The 17,063-nt window shown below is 69.3% G+C and carries 16 protein-coding genes and 1 pseudogene; 7 read left to right on the top strand and 10 right to left on the bottom strand.

Features of this window, described 5'->3' with window-relative positions:
* Positions 1-51: 51 nt before the first annotated feature.
* The 5 genes from ureG to ACWCO2_RS20520 all read right to left on the bottom strand — a co-directional run bounded on the left by ureG (position 52) and on the right by ACWCO2_RS20520 (position 4,108).
* Positions 52-768 carry an urease accessory protein UreG gene (ureG, locus tag ACWCO2_RS20540; protein ID WP_450129348.1) on the bottom strand — a complete coding sequence of 239 codons (717 nt, stop codon included), beginning with the start codon at positions 766-768 and terminating at the stop codon, positions 52-54.
* Positions 758-1,450, bottom strand: coding sequence for an urease accessory protein UreF (locus ACWCO2_RS20535; protein WP_450129347.1), 693 nt, complete (start codon positions 1,448-1,450; stop codon positions 758-760). Before ACWCO2_RS20535 ends, ureG begins: the two co-directional genes overlap by 11 nt.
* A gap of 168 nt (positions 1,451-1,618) precedes the next feature.
* Positions 1,619-3,346 carry an urease subunit alpha gene (locus ACWCO2_RS20530; RefSeq protein WP_450129346.1) on the bottom strand — a complete coding sequence of 576 codons (1,728 nt, stop codon included), beginning with the start codon at positions 3,344-3,346 and terminating at the stop codon, positions 1,619-1,621.
* Positions 3,327-3,710 (bottom strand): urease subunit beta, encoded by a 384-nt coding sequence (locus ACWCO2_RS20525; RefSeq protein ID WP_450129345.1) that lies wholly within the window; start codon positions 3,708-3,710, stop codon positions 3,327-3,329. The genes ACWCO2_RS20530 and ACWCO2_RS20525 overlap by 20 nt, the downstream gene beginning before the upstream one ends.
* 95 nt (positions 3,711-3,805) lie before the next feature.
* Entirely contained in the window at positions 3,806-4,108 is a 303-nt protein-coding gene (locus ACWCO2_RS20520) for an urease subunit gamma (RefSeq protein WP_450129344.1), read from the bottom strand.
* 275 nt (positions 4,109-4,383) lie between these two features.
* Here ACWCO2_RS20520 and ACWCO2_RS20515 point away from each other — a divergent pair, with 275 nt between their 5' ends.
* The 4 genes from ACWCO2_RS20515 to sepH all read left to right on the top strand — a co-directional run bounded on the left by ACWCO2_RS20515 (position 4,384) and on the right by sepH (position 9,070).
* Positions 4,384-5,511, top strand: coding sequence for a citrate synthase 2 (locus ACWCO2_RS20515; protein WP_450129343.1), 1,128 nt, complete (start codon positions 4,384-4,386; stop codon positions 5,509-5,511).
* 109 nt (positions 5,512-5,620) lie between these two features.
* The gene (locus tag ACWCO2_RS20510) at positions 5,621-6,565 is read left to right on the top strand and encodes an SEC-C metal-binding domain-containing protein (RefSeq protein WP_450129342.1); all 945 of its coding nucleotides are present in this window, start codon (positions 5,621-5,623) and stop codon (positions 6,563-6,565) included.
* A gap of 165 nt (positions 6,566-6,730) precedes the next feature.
* Complete coding sequence (gene serC, locus ACWCO2_RS20505; protein WP_450129341.1) at positions 6,731-7,873, top strand: phosphoserine transaminase; 1,143 nt, start codon at positions 6,731-6,733, stop codon at positions 7,871-7,873.
* 267 nt (positions 7,874-8,140) lie between these two features.
* Positions 8,141-9,070, top strand: coding sequence for a septation protein SepH (sepH, locus tag ACWCO2_RS20500; protein ID WP_450129340.1), 930 nt, complete (start codon positions 8,141-8,143; stop codon positions 9,068-9,070).
* Between the two features lie 103 nt (positions 9,071-9,173).
* Here the strand turns inward: sepH and ACWCO2_RS20495 are convergent, their stop codons facing one another.
* Positions 9,174-9,797, bottom strand: a complete 624-nt coding sequence (locus ACWCO2_RS20495; RefSeq protein WP_450129419.1) for a DUF2537 domain-containing protein — start codon at positions 9,795-9,797, stop codon at positions 9,174-9,176.
* On the bottom strand, positions 9,797-10,606 hold the full coding sequence (locus ACWCO2_RS20490) for a TrmH family RNA methyltransferase (RefSeq protein WP_450129339.1): 810 nt from the start codon (positions 10,604-10,606) through the stop codon (positions 9,797-9,799). The genes ACWCO2_RS20495 and ACWCO2_RS20490 overlap by 1 nt, the downstream gene beginning before the upstream one ends.
* A gap of 135 nt (positions 10,607-10,741) precedes the next feature.
* On the opposite strand from ACWCO2_RS20490, the pseudogene ACWCO2_RS20485 reads away from it, so the two are divergent.
* Positions 10,742-11,641: pseudogene (locus ACWCO2_RS20485) on the top strand (aldo/keto reductase).
* 119 nt (positions 11,642-11,760) lie between these two features.
* The gene (locus ACWCO2_RS20480; protein ID WP_450129338.1) at positions 11,761-13,260 is read left to right on the top strand and encodes a glutamate-cysteine ligase family protein; all 1,500 of its coding nucleotides are present in this window, start codon (positions 11,761-11,763) and stop codon (positions 13,258-13,260) included.
* Positions 13,261-13,427: 167 nt separating this feature from the next.
* Here ACWCO2_RS20480 and ACWCO2_RS20475 read toward each other — a convergent pair whose 3' ends face one another.
* The 3 genes from ACWCO2_RS20475 to ACWCO2_RS20465 all read right to left on the bottom strand — a co-directional run bounded on the left by ACWCO2_RS20475 (position 13,428) and on the right by ACWCO2_RS20465 (position 16,389).
* Entirely contained in the window at positions 13,428-14,207 is a 780-nt protein-coding gene (locus ACWCO2_RS20475) for an ABC transporter ATP-binding protein (RefSeq protein WP_450129337.1), read from the bottom strand.
* Positions 14,204-15,202 (bottom strand): FecCD family ABC transporter permease, encoded by a 999-nt coding sequence (locus ACWCO2_RS20470; RefSeq protein ID WP_450129336.1) that lies wholly within the window; start codon positions 15,200-15,202, stop codon positions 14,204-14,206. The genes ACWCO2_RS20475 and ACWCO2_RS20470 overlap by 4 nt, the downstream gene beginning before the upstream one ends.
* Before the next feature lie 251 nt (positions 15,203-15,453).
* Positions 15,454-16,389, bottom strand: a complete 936-nt coding sequence (locus ACWCO2_RS20465) for an ABC transporter substrate-binding protein (RefSeq protein ID WP_450129335.1) — start codon at positions 16,387-16,389, stop codon at positions 15,454-15,456.
* 381 nt (positions 16,390-16,770) lie between these two features.
* On the opposite strand from ACWCO2_RS20465, the gene ACWCO2_RS20460 reads away from it, so the two are divergent.
* On the top strand, positions 16,771-17,063 hold a 293-nt coding region (locus ACWCO2_RS20460), incomplete at its 3' end, for a superoxide dismutase (protein ID WP_450129334.1).

The raw sequence follows: 17,063 nt of genomic DNA, 5'->3' as shown, positions 1-17,063 counted from the left end.
GAACGTGAAGGCACGGTGGACCACAGTTTCAATTGAAACTGCGGTCCCGCCTCACGCACTGACGCCGACCTTGAGCTGCTCGCGGAGCCACGCCGACACGTCGGGCGCGTTGGGTGTCCGGGTCAGGGACTGGGTGATCACCGGCAGCTCGCCGCGCATCCGGTGCGCGTCGGAGACCATGACCTCCATGTCAGCCCCGACCAGCTCGGCCAGGTCGATCTTGTTGATCACCAGCAGATCCGCGGTGGTCACGCCGGGCCCGCCCTTGCGCGGCACCTTGTCGCCACCGGCGACGTCGACCACGAAGATCTGGCTGTCGGCCAGACCGCGGCTGAACACCGCGGTCAGGTTGTCCCCGCCGCTCTCCACGATGACCAGCTCGAGGCCGGGGTGGCGCTCGGTGAGCCGGTCGACCGCGTCGAGGTTGGCGGTGATGTCGTCGCGGATCGCGGTGTGCGGGCAGGCACCGGTCTGCACCGCCTCGATCCGGTCGGTGTCGAGCACACCCGCCTTGCGCAGGAAATCGGCGTCCTCGGTGGTGTAGATATCGTTGGTCACGACGGCGAGGTTGATCTCCTGGCCCAGCGCTCGGCACAGCGCCGCGGTCAGCGCCGTCTTCCCGCTGCCGACCGGTCCGCCGATGCCGAGGCGGAACGGCCGCCCGTGCTGGGATTCGGCGGAGAACGGGTCGGGTTCGGTCGCGGTCGGGTCGAAGTTGACCGGATGCGTGTGCCCGTGACCGTGTCCGTGGCCGTGTTCAGGAGGCAAAGAGACGCACCTCTTCCCGGTGATGTCGATCGTGCGATTCGGCGAGCAGGTCCAGCACCGGAGCTCCGGGCGCGAGCAGGTTGGCCGGGGCGAGCCCGGCCGTGGCCGCTGCTTCGGCGGCGATCCGGTCCAGCTCATCGGCCATCTCGGTGACCACGGCGTTGGCCGCGAAGGGATCCATCCCGAGCAGTCGGACCACCGCGGAGGACGGCCCGCTGACGGACAGGTACCCGGCGATCAGCGCCGCTTCCTGCGGCCCGGCACCGGCTGTCGCAGCCAGCACGCCGAGCACGATCGGGTGATGCGGCCGCGGGCTCGCGGCCACCAGTTCAGCCAGCACCGGCGACGGCCAAGCCGCCTTGCCGGCGCGGATCATCCCTTTCCCCTGGGCGCGCGAGGCCTCCCGCTGCGCCGGGGACGGGGTTCGGGCGTCGAGTTCGACGTCCAGCTCCCGCCAGTGTCCACTTCGGACCCGGCGGGTGGCGGCGTGCGCCGCGGCGGCGGCGAACACCGCCTGCAGGGCGCCTGCAGCGCGCAGGCGCCCGTGCAGGAATTCGCGCAGATCGGCGATTCCCGTGATCAGTCCCCGAGCGGCGGCCTCCTCGACGCCGCCGGAGTGCACGTGTCCCCCGCCGGGGAACCGGGAATCGGCGAGTGCAAGCACCGCGAGACCGGCTCGCACCGCTCTCCCCCTTCCGAACGAGCAAAACTCTTCACCCGTTCCAGTGACATGTACGCAACTTCAATGGAAATCAGATGTCCGATTTCCATTGAAATCGCACTGATCCGGTGTTCAAGCGTCGTGAGTGGCGATGGTGGTAAGAACCACCGCCGCCGCTCACGACACGGATCAGAACAGGAAGTACCGCTGAGCCATCGGGACCTCGGAGACCGGCGCCGGCTCGACGAGCTCGCCATCGATGTGGACGGCGAAGCTGTCCGGATCCACCTGGATGTCCGGCGTCGCGTCGTTGTGCCGCATGTCCGCCTTGCCGACGTCCCGCGTGCTCTCCACGGCAACCATCCGCGAACTCAATTGCAGCTGCTCAGGCAGGTTCGCGTCCAGTGCCACCGGCGCGACGAAGAACACACTGCTCGCCGCCGCCGCACGCGGCTGCACACCGAAGCTCGGCCGCGCGATGTACGGCTGCGGTGTGGGGATCGACGCGTTCGCGTCGCCCATCGCCGCCCACGCCGCAAACCCGCCCTTGAGCACGATGTGCGGGCGGACGCCGAAGAACTTCGGGTCCCACAGCACCAGGTCTGCCATCTTGCCGACCTCCACCGATCCGACGTGGTGGGAGATGCCGTGCGCGACCGCCGGGTTGATCGTGTACTTCGCGACGTAGCGCTGCGCCCGGTTGTTGTCCGCGCGCCCGTCGCCGGGCAGCGAGCCGCGGCGGCGCTTCATCACGTGCGCGGTCTGCCAGGTGCGCATGATGACCTCGCCGATGCGGCCCATCGCCTGCGCGTCCGAGCTCATCATCGAGATGGCCCCGAGGTCGTGCAGGAAGTCCTCGGCGGCAATGGTCGACGGCCGGATGCGGCTCTCGGCGAACGCCAGGTCCTCGGGCACCGACGGGTTCAGGTGGTGGCAGACCATCACCATGTCGAGGTGCTCGTCGATGGTGTTCACCGTGTGCGGCCGCGTCGGGCTGGTCGACGAGGGCAGCACGTTGGAGTGCGAGGCGAGCCGGATGATGTCCGGGGCGTGCCCACCACCGGCGCCTTCGACGTGGAACGCGCTGATCGAGCGGCCGTTGATCGCTTCCAGCGTGGATTCGTAGAACCCTGCCTCGTTGAGGGTGTCGGCGTGCAGGGCGATCTGGACGCCGGATTCCTCGGCCACGCGCAGCGCGCTGTCCAGCACCGCCGGGGTCGCGCCCCAGTCCTCGTGGATCTTGAACCCGCCCGCACCGGCGCGCAGCTGCTCCCACAGCGCTTCGCTGCGCATGGTGCTGCCCTTGCCGAGCAGCAGCACGTTGACCGGCATGGTGTCCATGGATTGCATGATCATCCGCAGGTTCCAAGCGCCGGGCGTGACCGTGGTGGCCTTGCTGCCCTCGCCCGGTCCGGCGCCGCCACCGATCAGCGTGGTCAGCCCGGAGGCGAGCGCGGTGTCGACTTCCTGCGGGCAGATGAAGTGCACGTGCGAGTCGATGCCACCGGCGGTGAGGATCTTGCCGTTGCCGGCGATGACCTCGGTCGACGGCCCGATCACCAGCGAGCTGTCCACGTCGTTGTTGGCGCTGGGGTTACCGGCCTTGCCGATGCCCACGATGCGGCCGTCGCGGATGCCGACGTCGGCCTTGATGACGCCCCAGTGATCCAGGATCACCGCACCGGTGATGACCACGTCGGGCGTGCCCTCCGCGCGGATGGCGGCGGACTGGCCCATCGACTCGCGAATGACCTTGCCGCCGCCGAAGACGACCTCGTCGCCGGAGCCGGTGGGGCCCTGGCTGCGATCCTCGGTGACCTCGATCAGCAGGTCGGTGTCGGCCAGCCGGATCCGGTCGCCGGTGGTCGGGCCGAACAGCTCGACGTACTGGGACCGGTCAATGGATGATGTGCTCACCGTGGTGTCCCTCGCCTTTCTCGCCGTAGGTGAACGGGGTGGGTTCGTGGTCGCGGGTGTCGAGCTCGCCCGCGTACTCCAGGCGCAGGCCGCGCACCAGCCGGCTGCCGCCGACCGGCACCAGGTCGACCTCGCGCGCCACGCCCGGCTCGAACCGCACGGCGGTGCCCGACGGCACGTCCAGGCGGTGGCCCCAGGCCTTGGCCCGGTCGAACTCGAGACCGGGGTTGACCGCGGCGAAGTGGTAGTGCGAGCCGACCTGCACAGCGCGGTCGGCGCGGTTGACGACGGTGAGGCGGATCCGTTCCCGCCCCGGATTCAGCGGGATGCGGTCTTCCGCGGTGATGATCTCCCCAGGACGCATGGCATCTCCCTAGCGATGTGTGTCGAGGCGTGAGCGAATCGGGCCCGCGGCGGGAACCGAGAGCACCGCTTCCCCACCCGGGCGAAGATCGGCGCTCAGCTGATGGGGTCGTGGACGGTGACCAGCTTGGTGCCGTCCGGGAAGGTCGCCTCGACCTGCACGTCGTGGATCATCTCGGGGATGCCGTCCAGGACCTGGTCGGCACGCAGCACCTGCCGACCGCTCTGCATGAGTTCGGAGACGGTCCGGCCGTCCCGAGCCCCTTCGACCACGTGGTCGGTGATCAGCGCGACCGATTCCGGGTAGTTCAGCTTCAGTCCGCGATCCAGCCGTTCGCGCGCCAATCGAGCCGCCACGTAGACGAGCAACTTGTCGCGCTCATGAGGAGCAAGATGCATGAAACTTGTTTAACACGCGGAAAAATACCGCGCCCGCCATGTCATGCAGCGTTAGTACCGAACAATTGCCCCATTACAACCATTTTTCCAGACTTTTGCATCGCTAACGGAATTTTCGGCACTTCGCATGATTCGGGTCACCATGTGATTTTTTTCCAACGGCCGGGATTGTGCGCCGAGCCGGGCAGGTGCACTGTGGTCAAGACGCCTGCACCCCGCCACTCCCCGCGTCCGCGCATCCGCGCGCACGCAACCAGCGAGGAGGCGAGGTAGCCATGAGCAGTGCAGGTCAGCCCGAGTTCCGCCCCGGCTTGGAGGGCGTGGTCGCCTTCCGCACCGAGATCGCCGAGCCCGACCGCGACGGCGGCGCGCTGCGCTACCGCGGGGTCGACATCGAAGATCTCGTGGGCACCGCATCTTTCGGCGATGTGTGGGCGCTGCTGGTGGACGGCGAGTTCGGCAACGGCCTCCCGGCCGCGGACGACACCCCGCTGCCGGTCCGCACCGGCGACGTACGCGCCGACGCGCAGGCATCCCTGGCGATGCTCGCGCCTGCTTACGGTTTCGCTCCGCTGCTCGACGTCGAGGAGACGCAGGCCCGTGACCAGCTCGCACGCGCCTGCGCGCTCGGGCTGTCCTTCGTCGCGCAGTCCGCGCGCGGCGACCAGCCAGCGGTCCCGCAGTCCCGGATCGCGGAGGCCACCACCGCCACCGAGCAGTTCCTCACCCGCTGGCGCGGCGAGCCCGATCCCACGCACGTCCGGGCCCTCGACGCGTACTGGGTGTCGGCCGCCGAGCACGGCTTGAACGCCTCCACCTTCACCGCCCGGGTGATCGCCTCCACCGGTGCCGACGTCGCGGCCTGTCTGTCCGGAGCGGTGGGCGCGATGTCCGGGCCGCTGCACGGCGGCGCCCCGGCTCGCGTGCTGCCGATGATCGAGGAAGCCGAGCGCACCGGCGACGCCCGCCGCGTGGTGGAGTCGATCCTGGATCGCGGCGACCGGCTGATGGGCTTCGGCCACCGCGTCTACCGCGCCGAGGACCCGCGGGCCCGAGTCCTGCGCAACACCTGCGAGAAGCTCGGCGCGCCGCGCTTCGAGGTGGCCCGCGAGCTCGAGCAGGCCGCGCTGACGGTGCTGCGGGAGCGGCGTCCGGACCGGCAGATCGAGACGAACGTCGAGTTCTGGGCCGCCGTCGTGCTCGACTTCGCGGCGGTGCCCACCGCGATGATGCCCGCGATGTTCACCTGCGCCCGCCTCGCGGGCTGGTCGGCGCACATCCTGGAGGAGAAGCGCACCGGCCGCCTGGTCCGCCCTTCGGCCCAGTACATCGGCCCCAGCCCCCGCTCCCCTCAGGACGTCCAGGGCTGGGACGACCTCGACCAGCTCATCGCTCCGGTGTGATGCGCTCCGGGTGGGGTTTTGCCTATAGCTGACACCCCACGCGCCCGGGCAAAACTGTTCCCGCGCCCGACACGTCCAGGCGTGTCGGGCGCAGCGGTAGCGTGGAGAAGTGGCAGCACTACCTACCGACGAGCAGCGCGAGCTCTACGTCCAATACGCCGAGGCGCTGGAAGAGGACGCTGAGGACAGCGACCAGCGTTGCGACGACCTTGTCGAAGCTGGCGGCTACTGGCACATGGCTGGCGACCACGAGCGCGAGGAACGCGCGCTGGCTGCCGCCGCCGAGGTCGACGACGGCGGGAACGTGCTCAGCGGTCACGCCTCCTACGCCACTTTCCTGCTGACCCACGGGCGCTACGAGGAAGGCGAGCAGCTCTTGGCGCAGCTGCTTCGCCGCGGCTCAGACTGCGAGTGGGCCTATGCCGAGGCCGCGGCGGGCTACGAGGCGATCGGCTCTCCGCAGGAAGCGCTGCGGTGGCTCAACGTCGGCGTCACCCGCTTCGTCCCGGACCTCGACGCCGAGCTGGAGCACGGCGATCCCGGCTTCGCGGTGTTGCGGCAGCGCGCCGTGCTGCGCCGCGAGCTGGGAATGCCCGCCGACCAGTACGACGAGCTGCACGCCCACCTCCAGGAGCGCGCCCACCAGATCTTCGAGCAGATCGAGGAGATCAGCCACCGGCACGACCCGACCGCGGTCCTCTACTGGCCCGAAGCGGAGTTCGCCGAAGTCCAGCGCCGACACCCGGACTGGCACCCGAACTGCACCCACCTCCAGCACCGCCAGGAAGTCCAGCGAACGCTGGCGGAGCAACCGAACTCGTTGCTCGCCACCGGATCGCTCGACGCGCTGGTCGCCTTCGCCGAGTCCCGCGAGCTCCCGCTGGAGGAGCTGTCGACCCGCGCGGAGTTCGTGGCCGAAGCTGTCCAGACCACCTCGTGGCCGCCCGGTCGCAACGAGCCCTGCTGGTGCGGTTCAGAACGCAAGTACAAGAAGTGCTGCGGGGCCCTGGCTTCGCCTGATGCGGTGCTGGCCAACGAGCGCGGGTCGCAGTAAGTTGCGGGGCGGCTGCTCGCAGCGGACGCGGCTTCACCTGCCGCCAACCCTGCTGCAAGACTTGAGCCGAACCGGCAACGGCGCCGGTCAACAGGCCACTGGCGCGCGGGGAGGCGCGGTCCCGCCCCCTGCACGATCACCACAACAACGCCCGGAGGCGCCGGCATGACGCAGGCCGAGACCATCGACCCGACGACCTTGAAGCTGCCCGAAGAGTTCAAGCCCGCTGACGGCCGGTTCGGCTGCGGACCGTCCAAGGTGCGCAGCGAGCAGCTGTCCCGGCTGGCCAGCGAGGGCGCTGCCGTGATGGGCACCTCGCACCGCCAGAAGCCGGTGAAGTCCCTGGTGGGCCAGGTTCGCGAGGGACTGCGGGAGCTGTTCTCGCTGCCGGACGGCTACGAGATCGTGCTCGGTGTCGGCGGTACCACGGCGTTCTGGGACGCGGCGACCTTCGGCCTGATTCGCGAGCGCTCGCTGCACCTGACCTACGGCGAGTTCTCCTCGAAGTTCGCCAAGGCCGCCAAGACCGCCCCGTTCCTGGGCGACCCGGTGGTCGTCTCGGCCGAGCCGGGCGACGCCCCGGAGCCGGTGTCGGACCCGAACGTCGACCTGATCGGCTGGGCGCACAACGAGACCTCCACCGGCGTGATGCTCGCGCCGACCCGCCCCGAGGGCTCCGAGAACGCGCTGATCGCGGTGGACGCGACCTCCGGCGCGGGCGGCCTGTCCTTCAACGCCGCTGACGTCGACGTCTACTACTTCGCGCCGCAGAAGTGCTTCGCCGCCGACGGCGGGCTGTGGCTGGCCGCGATGAGCCCGGCCGCGATCGAGCGGATCGGCGAGATCGGCGCCTCGGGCCGCTGGGTGCCGGAGTTCCTGTCGCTGCCGACCGCGCTGGACAACTCGCGCAAGGACCAGACCTACAACACCCCGGCGCTGGCCACCATGTTCCTGCTGGCCGACCAGATCGAGTGGATGAACGGCCAGGGCGGCCTGGACTGGTGCTCGCAGCGCACCCGCGAGTCCTCGCAGCGCCTCTACCAGTGGGCCGAGGCCTCGGAGTACGCCACGCCGTTCGTCACCGACCCGGCGAAGCGCTCGCAGGTGGTCGGCACCATCGACTTCGCCGACTCGGTGGACGCCGCCGCGGTCGCGAAGGCGTTGCGCGCCAACGGCATCGTGGACACCGAGCCGTACCGCAAGCTGGGCCGCAACCAGGTGCGCATCGGCATGTTCCCGGCGATCGAGCCGGATGACGTCACCTCACTGACGAAGTCCATCGACTGGGTGGTTTCGCAGCTCTCCTGACGACGCAGCGCTGCCGGGGTCCCCCACGGGCCCCGGCAGTTTTGTATCAAATCTCACCATGCAGAGTGAAAATTCACTCACTCTGGGTATTGCTCAGCAAACATGAGTGGTTTTACTCGTTCGCCGCGACGCCCCCTTTCCGGCAAGATCGATGCCGGGAGAGTGGCCAACAGTGACGCAATGTGCCCGGCGTGCCTCCCGCGTCAAGGCGGCGCGCCGGGTTACCGTCACAGCTTGGTGACATGTAGGTCGGCGGGAGGCACACGTATGCGAGCGCTGCGAGTGGTCGGGCTCGACGAGGACGGTGAATCCGTCATCTGCGAGGACCCGGAGAACGGCGAGCGTTTCACCGTGCCCGCCGACGAGCGACTGCGCGCCGCGGCACGCGGTGACCTCACCAGACTCGGCCAGGTCCAGATCGAGATGGAAGCCCAGATGCGGCCGCGCGAGATCCAGGCCCGCATCCGCTCCGGCGCGTCCGTCGAGCAGATCGCCGAATCCTCCGGCATCCCCGAGCACCGCATCGAGCGCTACGCCTACCCGGTCCTGCTGGAACGCCGCCAGATCGCAGAGATGGCCCAGCGCGCGCACCCGGTCCGCGAGGACGGCCCGGACGTGCAGACCCTCGGCGAGGTCGTCGCGCACACCTTCGGCATGCGCGGCCACGAGTACGCCGAAGCCGATTGGGGCTCCTGGCGCGGCGAGGACGGCAAGTGGGTAATCCAGCTGACCTGGCAGGCGGGCCGCTCCGAGAACCTCGCGCACTGGGTGTTCCACCCCGGCGCGCACGGCGGCACCGTGGCACCCCTCGATGACCACGCGGCCGATCTGCTCGACCCGTCGCCCAACCGTCCACTGCGCACGGTCCGCCCGGTCACCGAGCTGGCCCGCGAAGCGCTCCAGCTCGACCAGCAGAGCCGCCAGGAACGGCCCGAGGAGCCGACGGCTCCGCTGGTGCCGGAGGTGCCGGCCCCGCTGCTGGCGGAGGCACCGACGCTGGACCTGAACACCGGAGCGCCGGAGCGACCGGCGGAGCCGGGAGCCCCGGAAGCGGAGCCCGCGGCGGAGAGCGCCGAAGGCGCGACCGCCGAGGAGGCGGAGGTACAGGACGCGGCGGAGCCGCGGAGGGGGCGGAAGAGCCACCCGATCGTCCCGTCCTGGGAAGACGTCCTCCTCGGAGTCCGCTCCCACCGCTAACTCAAAAAGACGGTAGAAGGCCGGGGCGAGCACCAGCTCACCCCGGCCTTCTGCTGTTCAACGGCAGCCACTCCCGACCGGGGAAGTCGCGGAGCGGATGTGGTCAGAGGGGTGGGGGCGGGTCGCCGAGGAGGCTGAAGAGGAGGGCCAGCCAGGCGAGGACGATGCCAGCGGCGGTTCCATAGGCGACCCAGCGCCAGACCGCGATTCGGCGGCCCAGCCAGATCGAGGGGGCGAAGCCCGCCGCTACCGCCAGGTTGACCACCGTTGCCAGGATTCCGCTGACGTCCGCGAGGCCTCGGGTCACCACCACCAGGATCACCGTGGTGATCGCCGCGATGACCGCGCTCACGAACAGGCCCGGGCCCCACGGCGTTGGTTCGTCGGCGGGAGCCGGGACCGGTTGACGGCGTGGGGTCGGGCGGGCCGGGCGGGGGCGGCCGATCTGGTCGAGGCGACCGCTGAGCGGGTCGAGGTAGCCGATCTGGCCGCCGGTTTCCGCGGCGAGGCGCACCGCCAGTTGACGTCCGCGCTTCGAGATCAGTTCGCGGTCGGCGTCCGCGGTTTCCGGGGAGTTCGCCGCCTCGGCGACGTGCGCCCACTCGTGGAGGGCGTCGACCAGCGAGTCCGGCAGCCGCAGGCGGCCCGGGTCCACCTCGTGGTCGGTGTCGCGCACCAGCACCGCGCGACCGGAGCGCGCGTGCAGTTCCCAGCCTGACTCGCGCATCACGCCCCGCTCATCGCGTGGAAAGCCATCGCCCCGGCCGTCGCGACGTTGAGCGAGTCCACGCCGCTGGCCATCGGGATCCGCACCGCCAGGTCGGCGGAGTCGATCGCCTCGTCGGTGAGCCCAGGACCCTCCGAGCCGAGCAGGACCGCGACCCGTCCCTGGTCCAGGCCAGCATCGCGAAGGGATTTCGAGTCCGCTCGGGGTGTCAGCGCAGCGAGGCGGAAGTCGTTGTCGCGCAACAGCTTGAGATCTTCCGGCCAGGACTCCAGGTGCGCGAACGGCACCCGCAGCACGTGCCCCATGGACACCCGGACGCTGCGCCGGTACAGCGGATCCGAGCAGCCCGCGCCCAGCAGCACGCCGTCAACGCCCAGCGCGGCAGCGTTGCGGAACAGCGCGCCGAGGTTCTCGTGGTCGCCGATGCCCTCCAGCACCGCCAGGCGGCGGGACCGGCCGATCAGCTCCGTCGGCGGGACCACCGGGGCGCGGTCGGCCACGGCCAGCACGCCGCGGTTGAGGTGGAACCCGACGACCTGCGCAATCACGTCAGCGCTCGCGACGTAGGCGGGCACGTCGAGGGCGGTGGCTTCCGCCAGGCCGTCGATCCGGCGGCGCACCCCGAACAGCGCGCGCACCAGGTAGGGCGAGGCGAGCAGCCGTTCGACCACCACGACGCCTTCGGCGATCACCAGCCCACGTCCGCCCGGCCGGTCCGGTCGGCGGTCCGCGCGCGACAGATCGCGGAAGTCGTCGACCCGCGGATCGTCGGCCTCGCTGATCTCGACAATGTGCGCCACGCACCGCATTCTCGCACCCGCTCCAGCACCGCCGCCCCGGTCGGTCCACCCCGCACCGGATTCCGGCGGACACGCTCGGTCGCCTCGCGGGAGCACGTTCGGGGTACGGCTCGACTCGGCAGCACTGAACTCGACGTCTTCCCCATCTGCCTCGGTGGCAACGTCTTCGGCTGGACCGCCGATCGCGACGAATCGTTCGCCGTGCTCGACGGCTACGCGGCGGCGGGCGGCAACTTCATCGACACCGCTGACGCGTACTGCGTCTGGGTGCCGAGCAACGAGGGCGGTGAATCCGAGACGGTCCTCGGCGAGTGGCTGCGCGCCCGCAGCAACCGCGACGACGTCGTGATCGCCACCAAGGTGGGCCAGATGCCGCAGCGGCGCGGCCTGTCGGCGGCGAACATCGCGGCGGCTGCTGAAGATTCACTGCGCCGCCTGGGCGTCGACCACATCGACCTCTACTACGCCCACGGCGACGACGACCCGACCATCCCGCTCGCCGAGACGCTCGGGGCCTTCGATGCCTTGGTGCACGCGGGCAAGGTCCGCTACAACGGTGCGTCGAACTACACCGCCCCGCGGCTCGCCGAGGCGCTGGAGGTCTCGCGCCGCGAAGGTTTGGCGGAGTTCACCGCGATGCAGCCGAAGTACAACTTGGTGGAGCGCAACGACTTCGAGGGCGAACTGGCCGATCTCTGCGCGAAGGAGAACCTGGGCATGGCGCCGTATTATGCGCTGGCCAAGGGATTCCTGACCGGGAAGTACCGCCTGAGCCAGGACAACTCCGGCAGCCCACGCGCTGAAGGCGCCCGCGCCCACCTGGATGAGCGCGGCCTTCGAGTCCTCACCGCACTGGACGAGATCGCAACGCTGCGTAATGCCCCGATGGCGTCGATCTCGCTGTCCTGACTGCGCGCGCAACGCACCGTCACCGCCCCGATCGCCAGTGCCCGCAACATCGATCAGCTCGCCGACCTGCTGCGCGGGGCCGAACTGGACCTCACCGCGCAGGAGGTTCAGCGCCTCGACGACGCCTCTGCGTGATCGTCTAACCCCCTGCTCGGCGACACCGTTTTGGCCGCTGGTTCGGCGGGTACCGATGTGTCACGGTGGTTTCCCCAGCGCTGCGCGCTGACGTGCTGCCGATCGAGCGGAGAGACAGCATGGGACGGCACGTGGACGATCGAGCGTTCAAGCCGGTGGACCGGCAGCGGTATCGCAACAAGATGCAGCGCGGCCTCGACGCCCTGGCCCGGATGCTCGCCGAGGGCAACTTCTCCTTCCCGCACCAGCAGATGGGGCTGGAGATGGAGTTGTGCCTGGTGGATCGGAGCATGGAACCATCGATGTCCAACGCCGAGGTGTTGGAGAAGATCGACGAACCGGCGTTCACCACCGAGCTCGGTCAGCAGAACATCGAGCTCAACGTGGAGCCGCGAGTGCTGGCCGGGGACAGTGCGCTGAGACTTGAGGAACGCATGCGCGACGCGCTCCAGCGGGCCGACGGCGGTGCGCACGACGTCGGCGCGAAGATCGTCATGATCGGCACGCTCCCGACGTTGCGCAGCGCGCACTTCGATCCGAGCTGGCTGTCCCGCAACCCCCGCTACTCACTGCTCAACGAGCAGATCTTCCTGGCGCGGGGCGAGGAAATGCTGTTGGACATGGAGGGCGAGCCGCTCGGCGAGGCCTACCACACCGAGCGGCTTCGCTCCTATGCCGATTCGATCCTGCCGGAATCGGCGTGCACCTCGGTCCAGCTGCACCTGCAGGTCGCCCCGGAGGACTTCGCCGCGCATTGGAACGCCGCGCAGTGCCTGGCCGGCGTGCAGGTGGCGATCGGCGCGAATTCACCGTTCCTGCTGGGCAAAGCGCTCTGGCACGAGACCCGGATCCCGCTGTTCCAGCAGGCCACCGACACCCGGCCCGAGGAGCTGAAGAACCAGGGCGTGCGGCCGCGGGTGTGGTTCGGTGAGCGGTGGATCACCTCGATCTTCGACCTGTTCGAGGAGAACGTCCGGTACTTCCCGGCGCTGCTGCCCGATCCCGAGGAGGAGGATCCGGTGGCCGCGCTGGAGGCCGGCCGGGCTCCGACGCTGAACGAGTTGCGGCTGCACAACGGCACGATCTGGCGCTGGAACCGCCCGGTCTACGACCTGGTGGACGGGGTCCCGCACCTGCGCATCGAGAACCGGGTGCTGCCCTCCGGCCCATCGGTGGTGGACATCGTCGCCAACGCGGCGTTCTTCTACGGAGCCCAGCGGGCGCTCACCGAACAAGATCGTCCATTGTGGACGCAAATGTCCTTCACGGCGGCGGAGGAGAACCTGTTCTCCGGTGCCCGCAGTGGTTTCGACGCCCACCTGTACTGGCCGGGCACCGGCTGGGTCGCCCCTGACGAGCTGGTGATGCGCCGCCTGCTGCCGATGGCGCACGAAGGCCTCAAAGCGTGCGGGGTCTCCGACGAAGCCCGCGAGCACTACTTGGGCGTGGTCGAACAGCGCTGCCTGGCCCGCCGCAACGGCGCGACCTGGCAACGAGAAACCGTGGCACGCCTGGAGGAAAGAGGCATGGACCGCCCCAAAGCCCTGGCCACCATGCTGGACCACTACATCGCCCTCGCCGACGAAGGAACCCCAGTCCACACCTGGCCCGTAGGCTGAGGACCTCCCAAATTTCCCTAAACTTGGGATTCCCTCCAACCTCACCCAGGACTTAGGTCACCCTAGGGGTGGTCGATTTCTCGCGAAATTGGCAACCTTCCCCAGGAAGCGGCGGATCTGGGTTGGTCTTTGGGGTGGTTTTGGTGGGGTTCGCGTGTTGGGTGGGGTTAGTCCGGGGGCAGCTGGGTGGCGCCGGTGATGTTGAGGGTTTGGCGGCCGTTGTTGGAGGTCAGGTGGGCGTTTACGCCGAAGACTTCGGATAGGAGGCCCGGTTCTAGGACTTCGGGGGGTGTGCCGGTTGCCTTGATGTGGCCGGCGTCGAGGACCGCTAGGCGGTCGCAGAACTCCACGGCGAGGCGCAGGTCGTGCAGCGTCAGCAGGACCGTCAGGCCGTCGCGGGCGAGGGAGCGCAGGAGCGCGAGGACTCCGTACTGGTGGCGCAGGTCGAGGTGATTCGTCGGCTCGTCAAGGACGAGGACCTTCGGCTGCTGCGCGAGCGCCCGCGCGATCGACACGCGCTGCCGCTCACCTCCCGACAGCAGCCGCACATCGCGCTCCGCCGCGTCGAGCAGGCTCGTGGATCGCAGGGCCGAGTCGACGATCTCGTGATCAGTCGCGCGCATCCGATCCAACAGGCCGAGGTGCGGAACTCGACCCTGCGACACCACTTCTCGGACGGTCAGCGCCGCGCGGGCCTCCGTCTCCTGCGTGGTCGCAGCCAAGATGCGCGCCAGCTCGCGCCGACCACCAGCCGTCAGACCAGCGACTTCCACAGTCCCAGCCACCGGCTGAACCGCCCGGTAGAGCGTGCGCAGCAACGTCGTCTTGCCGCTGCCATTCGGACCGACGAGCCCGAACACCTCGCCAGACCGCACCTCGACGTCCACATCGGACAGAACTGATCGGCCGCCCAAGGACACCTGGACGCCGCAGACCCGCAGGCTCACGCGATCCTCCGTCGACGCCGCAACATCACCAGGAACACCGGCCCGCCCACCAACGCGGTGAGCACGCCCACCGGCAGTTCCGATGGCGCGACGACCAGCCGCGCCACCAGGTCCGCCGCCACCAGGAACACCGCGCCGAGCAGCGCCGACACCGACAGCAGCCGCCGCGCCTCGGACCCCACCAGGAACGTGGCCGCGTGCGGCACCAGCAGGCCGACGAACACGATCCCGCCCGCCACCGAAACAGCAGTCCCCGCCAGCAAGGAGATCATGACCAGGCAGAACGTCCGGAACACCCGCGCGTTGACCCCGAGCGCCGCCGCAGCGTCGTCACCGCTGTGCAGAACGTTCATCCAACGCCCCGCCGCAACAGCCGCGATCAACCCGATCGCCAGCACCGCAGCGGGAACCGGCAACGAATCCCAGCGCACTCCCCCAAGTCCGCCGCTGATCCAGAACAGCACCTGCTTGGCCTGGTCACCGGTGCCGAAGGCGTGCAGGACGAACGAAGTCATCGCGAACGCCACCTGCCCGACGGCCACACCACCGAGCACCAAAGCCGTCACCGACCCGGAATGCCCGGACACCGCCAGCACGATCAGCAACGCCGCCAAACCGCCGAGGAACGCGACGATCGGCAGGCCCGTGGTCCCGGCGCCGATGCCCAGGACGATCGTCAGCGACACCGCGAACCCGGCCCCTTCGGACACGCCGAGCAGGTACGGATCGGCCAGCGGGTTGGCCGTGACCAGCTGCGCGACCGCGCCGGACAGCGCCAGGGCCGCGCCGACCAGCATGCCGCCGACCACCCGCGGCATCCGCGAGTCGAAGACGATCGCCGCGCGCGCCGGGGTCCAGTCCTGCTCGATCCATGGCATCACCGGCTCCAGCACGATCCGCCACACCTGCCCCAGCGGCAGCCGCACCGAACCCAGCGACACCGCCAGGCCGCCGACCACCACCAGCGCGATCAGCAGAGCGGCGTGCACCAGCACAGTCCCGCCTCTCCGCGAATCACAGTTGTGGTTGCGTCCCGGGGTGATCTCGCGTTTTGCGGTTTCTTGTGGCTGGTTTGCGTCACGGTCCCCTGAGGTGCGGTTGCGCAGGACTCGCCTACTCATGCCAGTCCCGCCTCTCCGCGAATCACAGTTATGGTCGCGCCCCGGGGTGATCTCGCGTTCGACGGTTTCCTGTGGCTGGTTTGCGTCACGGTCCCCTGAGGTGCGGTCGTGCACGACTCGCCTGCTCATGCGCCGTGCAGGTCTCGGGCGAGGCGCTCGACGGCGGCGGGGAACCGGATCCCCTCGGTGAGCTCGACGAGCGGGATGGTGCTGAAGCGCCGGTCCCGCACCGCGGGCGTGCCCGAGACCAGCGGGTGTCCTTCCAGGTAGGACTGCTTGTTCTGCACCGGAGCTCCGAGGTAAGCGACGAGCACGACGGCCTGCGGATTCCGCGCTGCGACCTGCTCCCAGCTGACGTCCTCGAACGCCTTCGGCACATCGCCGAAGATGTTGTGCCCGCCGGCCCGGCGCAGCGCGTCGTTGCCAACACCGTTGCCGCCCAAGGTGAACGCGGTCTGCTCGCCGGAGTCGTAGACGAAGACGTCGACCGGCTGCACGTCCTCCAGCCGCTGCTCGACCGCCTGCACCCGCCCCTTGATGTCGTCGTTGAGCTTGCGCGCGTTGTCCTGCAATCCGAGTGCTTCGCCGAACATCGAGATGTCGTCGAGCAGCGTGTCCATTCCGCTCGGCTCGGACGCGCACGACTCCGACAGCAGCAGGGTGTTGATGCCGTTCTTCTCGAACGCCTCGCGCCCGCGACCCTCGGCTTCGTCGAAGGCGCTGGCGTAGCCGCCGACGACCAGGTCCGGCTCGGCTTCGAGAATCCGCTCGTAGGACGGGTACCGATCGGCCAGCAACGGCACTTCGGCGTAACCGGCGGCGACTTCCGGCGGCGGCACGTGGTCGTCCGGGAAGGCGGTGCCGACGAGCCGATCACCCAGCCCGAGCGCCAGCAGGATCTCGGTCGCGTGCTGGTTGAGGCTCACCACGCGCTTCGGCGGGTTGGCGAAGGTCTCGACGCTGCCGCAGTTCTCGACGCGCAGACCGTTCGCCTGCGGCTCGGCGCTGGAACAGCCGGCCAGGAACAGCGCGGCCAGGAACAGGGCGAATGTGCGGCGCATCGTGCCTTCCAGGGTCGTGCACGGTTGCGCGAGACCAGGAGCGCACGCAGGCGTCCCAGACCCCGACCGCAGACCGCGGCAGTCGTTGGAGTCATCCCTCGCCAGCAGGTGATCGGGCTTGCCGCGACGTGCGCGGCCTACCGTTGCGGGTCAGCGCCGGACTTCGACCGGACTTCTCCCACTCGCGGGGTCGCAGAGGATGCTGCACCACGCCGCCGAGCCGGGTCAACCGGGCAAATTTCCCCACACCGCAGTGTTTTCGCTGATCAGCAAGGCTGTTCGCGCAACTCGCCCGGCAGATGAGATCAACGCCTCCATCCGGCCTAGTTGCAAGAATGTGGCAGTAGCTAGAGACTGTTGATAGCGAAGGGAGAAGGTTCGATGGCGCAGCAGTACGTCCTGCCGGAGTTGGATTACGACTACGCGGCGTTGGAGCCGGCGATCGCCGGTGAGATCAACGAGTTGCACCACAGCAAGCACCACGCGGCCTACGTCAAGGGTGCCAACGACACGGTCGAGAAGATCGCGGAGGCGCGGGACAAGGGCGACTTCTCGTCGATCGTCGGGTTGGAGACGACTCTGGCGTTCAACCTGGCCGGGCACTCGCTGCACCTGGTGTGGTGGAAGATCCTCTCGCCCAACGGTGGGGACAAGCCGACCGGTGAGCTGGCCGC

The sequence above is a fragment of the Saccharopolyspora sp. NPDC002376 genome (genome assembly GCF_053593195.1).
This window is presented reverse-complemented; position numbering and strand designations above follow the sequence as displayed.

What these genes read in the sequence shown, in the direction of transcription:
- ACWCO2_RS20525 (WP_450129345.1), bottom strand. Translation starts at nt 3,710, where the DNA reads ATGCGTCCTGGGGAGATCATCACCGCGGAAGACCGCATCCCGCTGAAT.
- ACWCO2_RS20520 (WP_450129344.1), bottom strand. Translation starts at nt 4,108, where the DNA reads ATGCATCTTGCTCCTCATGAGCGCGACAAGTTGCTCGTCTACGTGGCG.
- ACWCO2_RS20515 (WP_450129343.1), top strand. Translation starts at nt 4,384, where the DNA reads ATGAGCAGTGCAGGTCAGCCCGAGTTCCGCCCCGGCTTGGAGGGCGTG.
- serC (WP_450129341.1), top strand. Translation starts at nt 6,731, where the DNA reads ATGACGCAGGCCGAGACCATCGACCCGACGACCTTGAAGCTGCCCGAA.
- sepH (WP_450129340.1), top strand. Translation starts at nt 8,141, where the DNA reads ATGCGAGCGCTGCGAGTGGTCGGGCTCGACGAGGACGGTGAATCCGTC.
- ACWCO2_RS20495 (WP_450129419.1), bottom strand. Translation starts at nt 9,797, where the DNA reads ATGCGCGAGTCAGGCTGGGAACTGCACGCGCGCTCCGGTCGCGCGGTG.
- ACWCO2_RS20490 (WP_450129339.1), bottom strand. Translation starts at nt 10,606, where the DNA reads ATGCGGTGCGTGGCGCACATTGTCGAGATCAGCGAGGCCGACGATCCG.
- ACWCO2_RS20480 (WP_450129338.1), top strand. Translation starts at nt 11,761, where the DNA reads ATGGGACGGCACGTGGACGATCGAGCGTTCAAGCCGGTGGACCGGCAG.
- ACWCO2_RS20465 (WP_450129335.1), bottom strand. Translation starts at nt 16,389, where the DNA reads ATGCGCCGCACATTCGCCCTGTTCCTGGCCGCGCTGTTCCTGGCCGGC.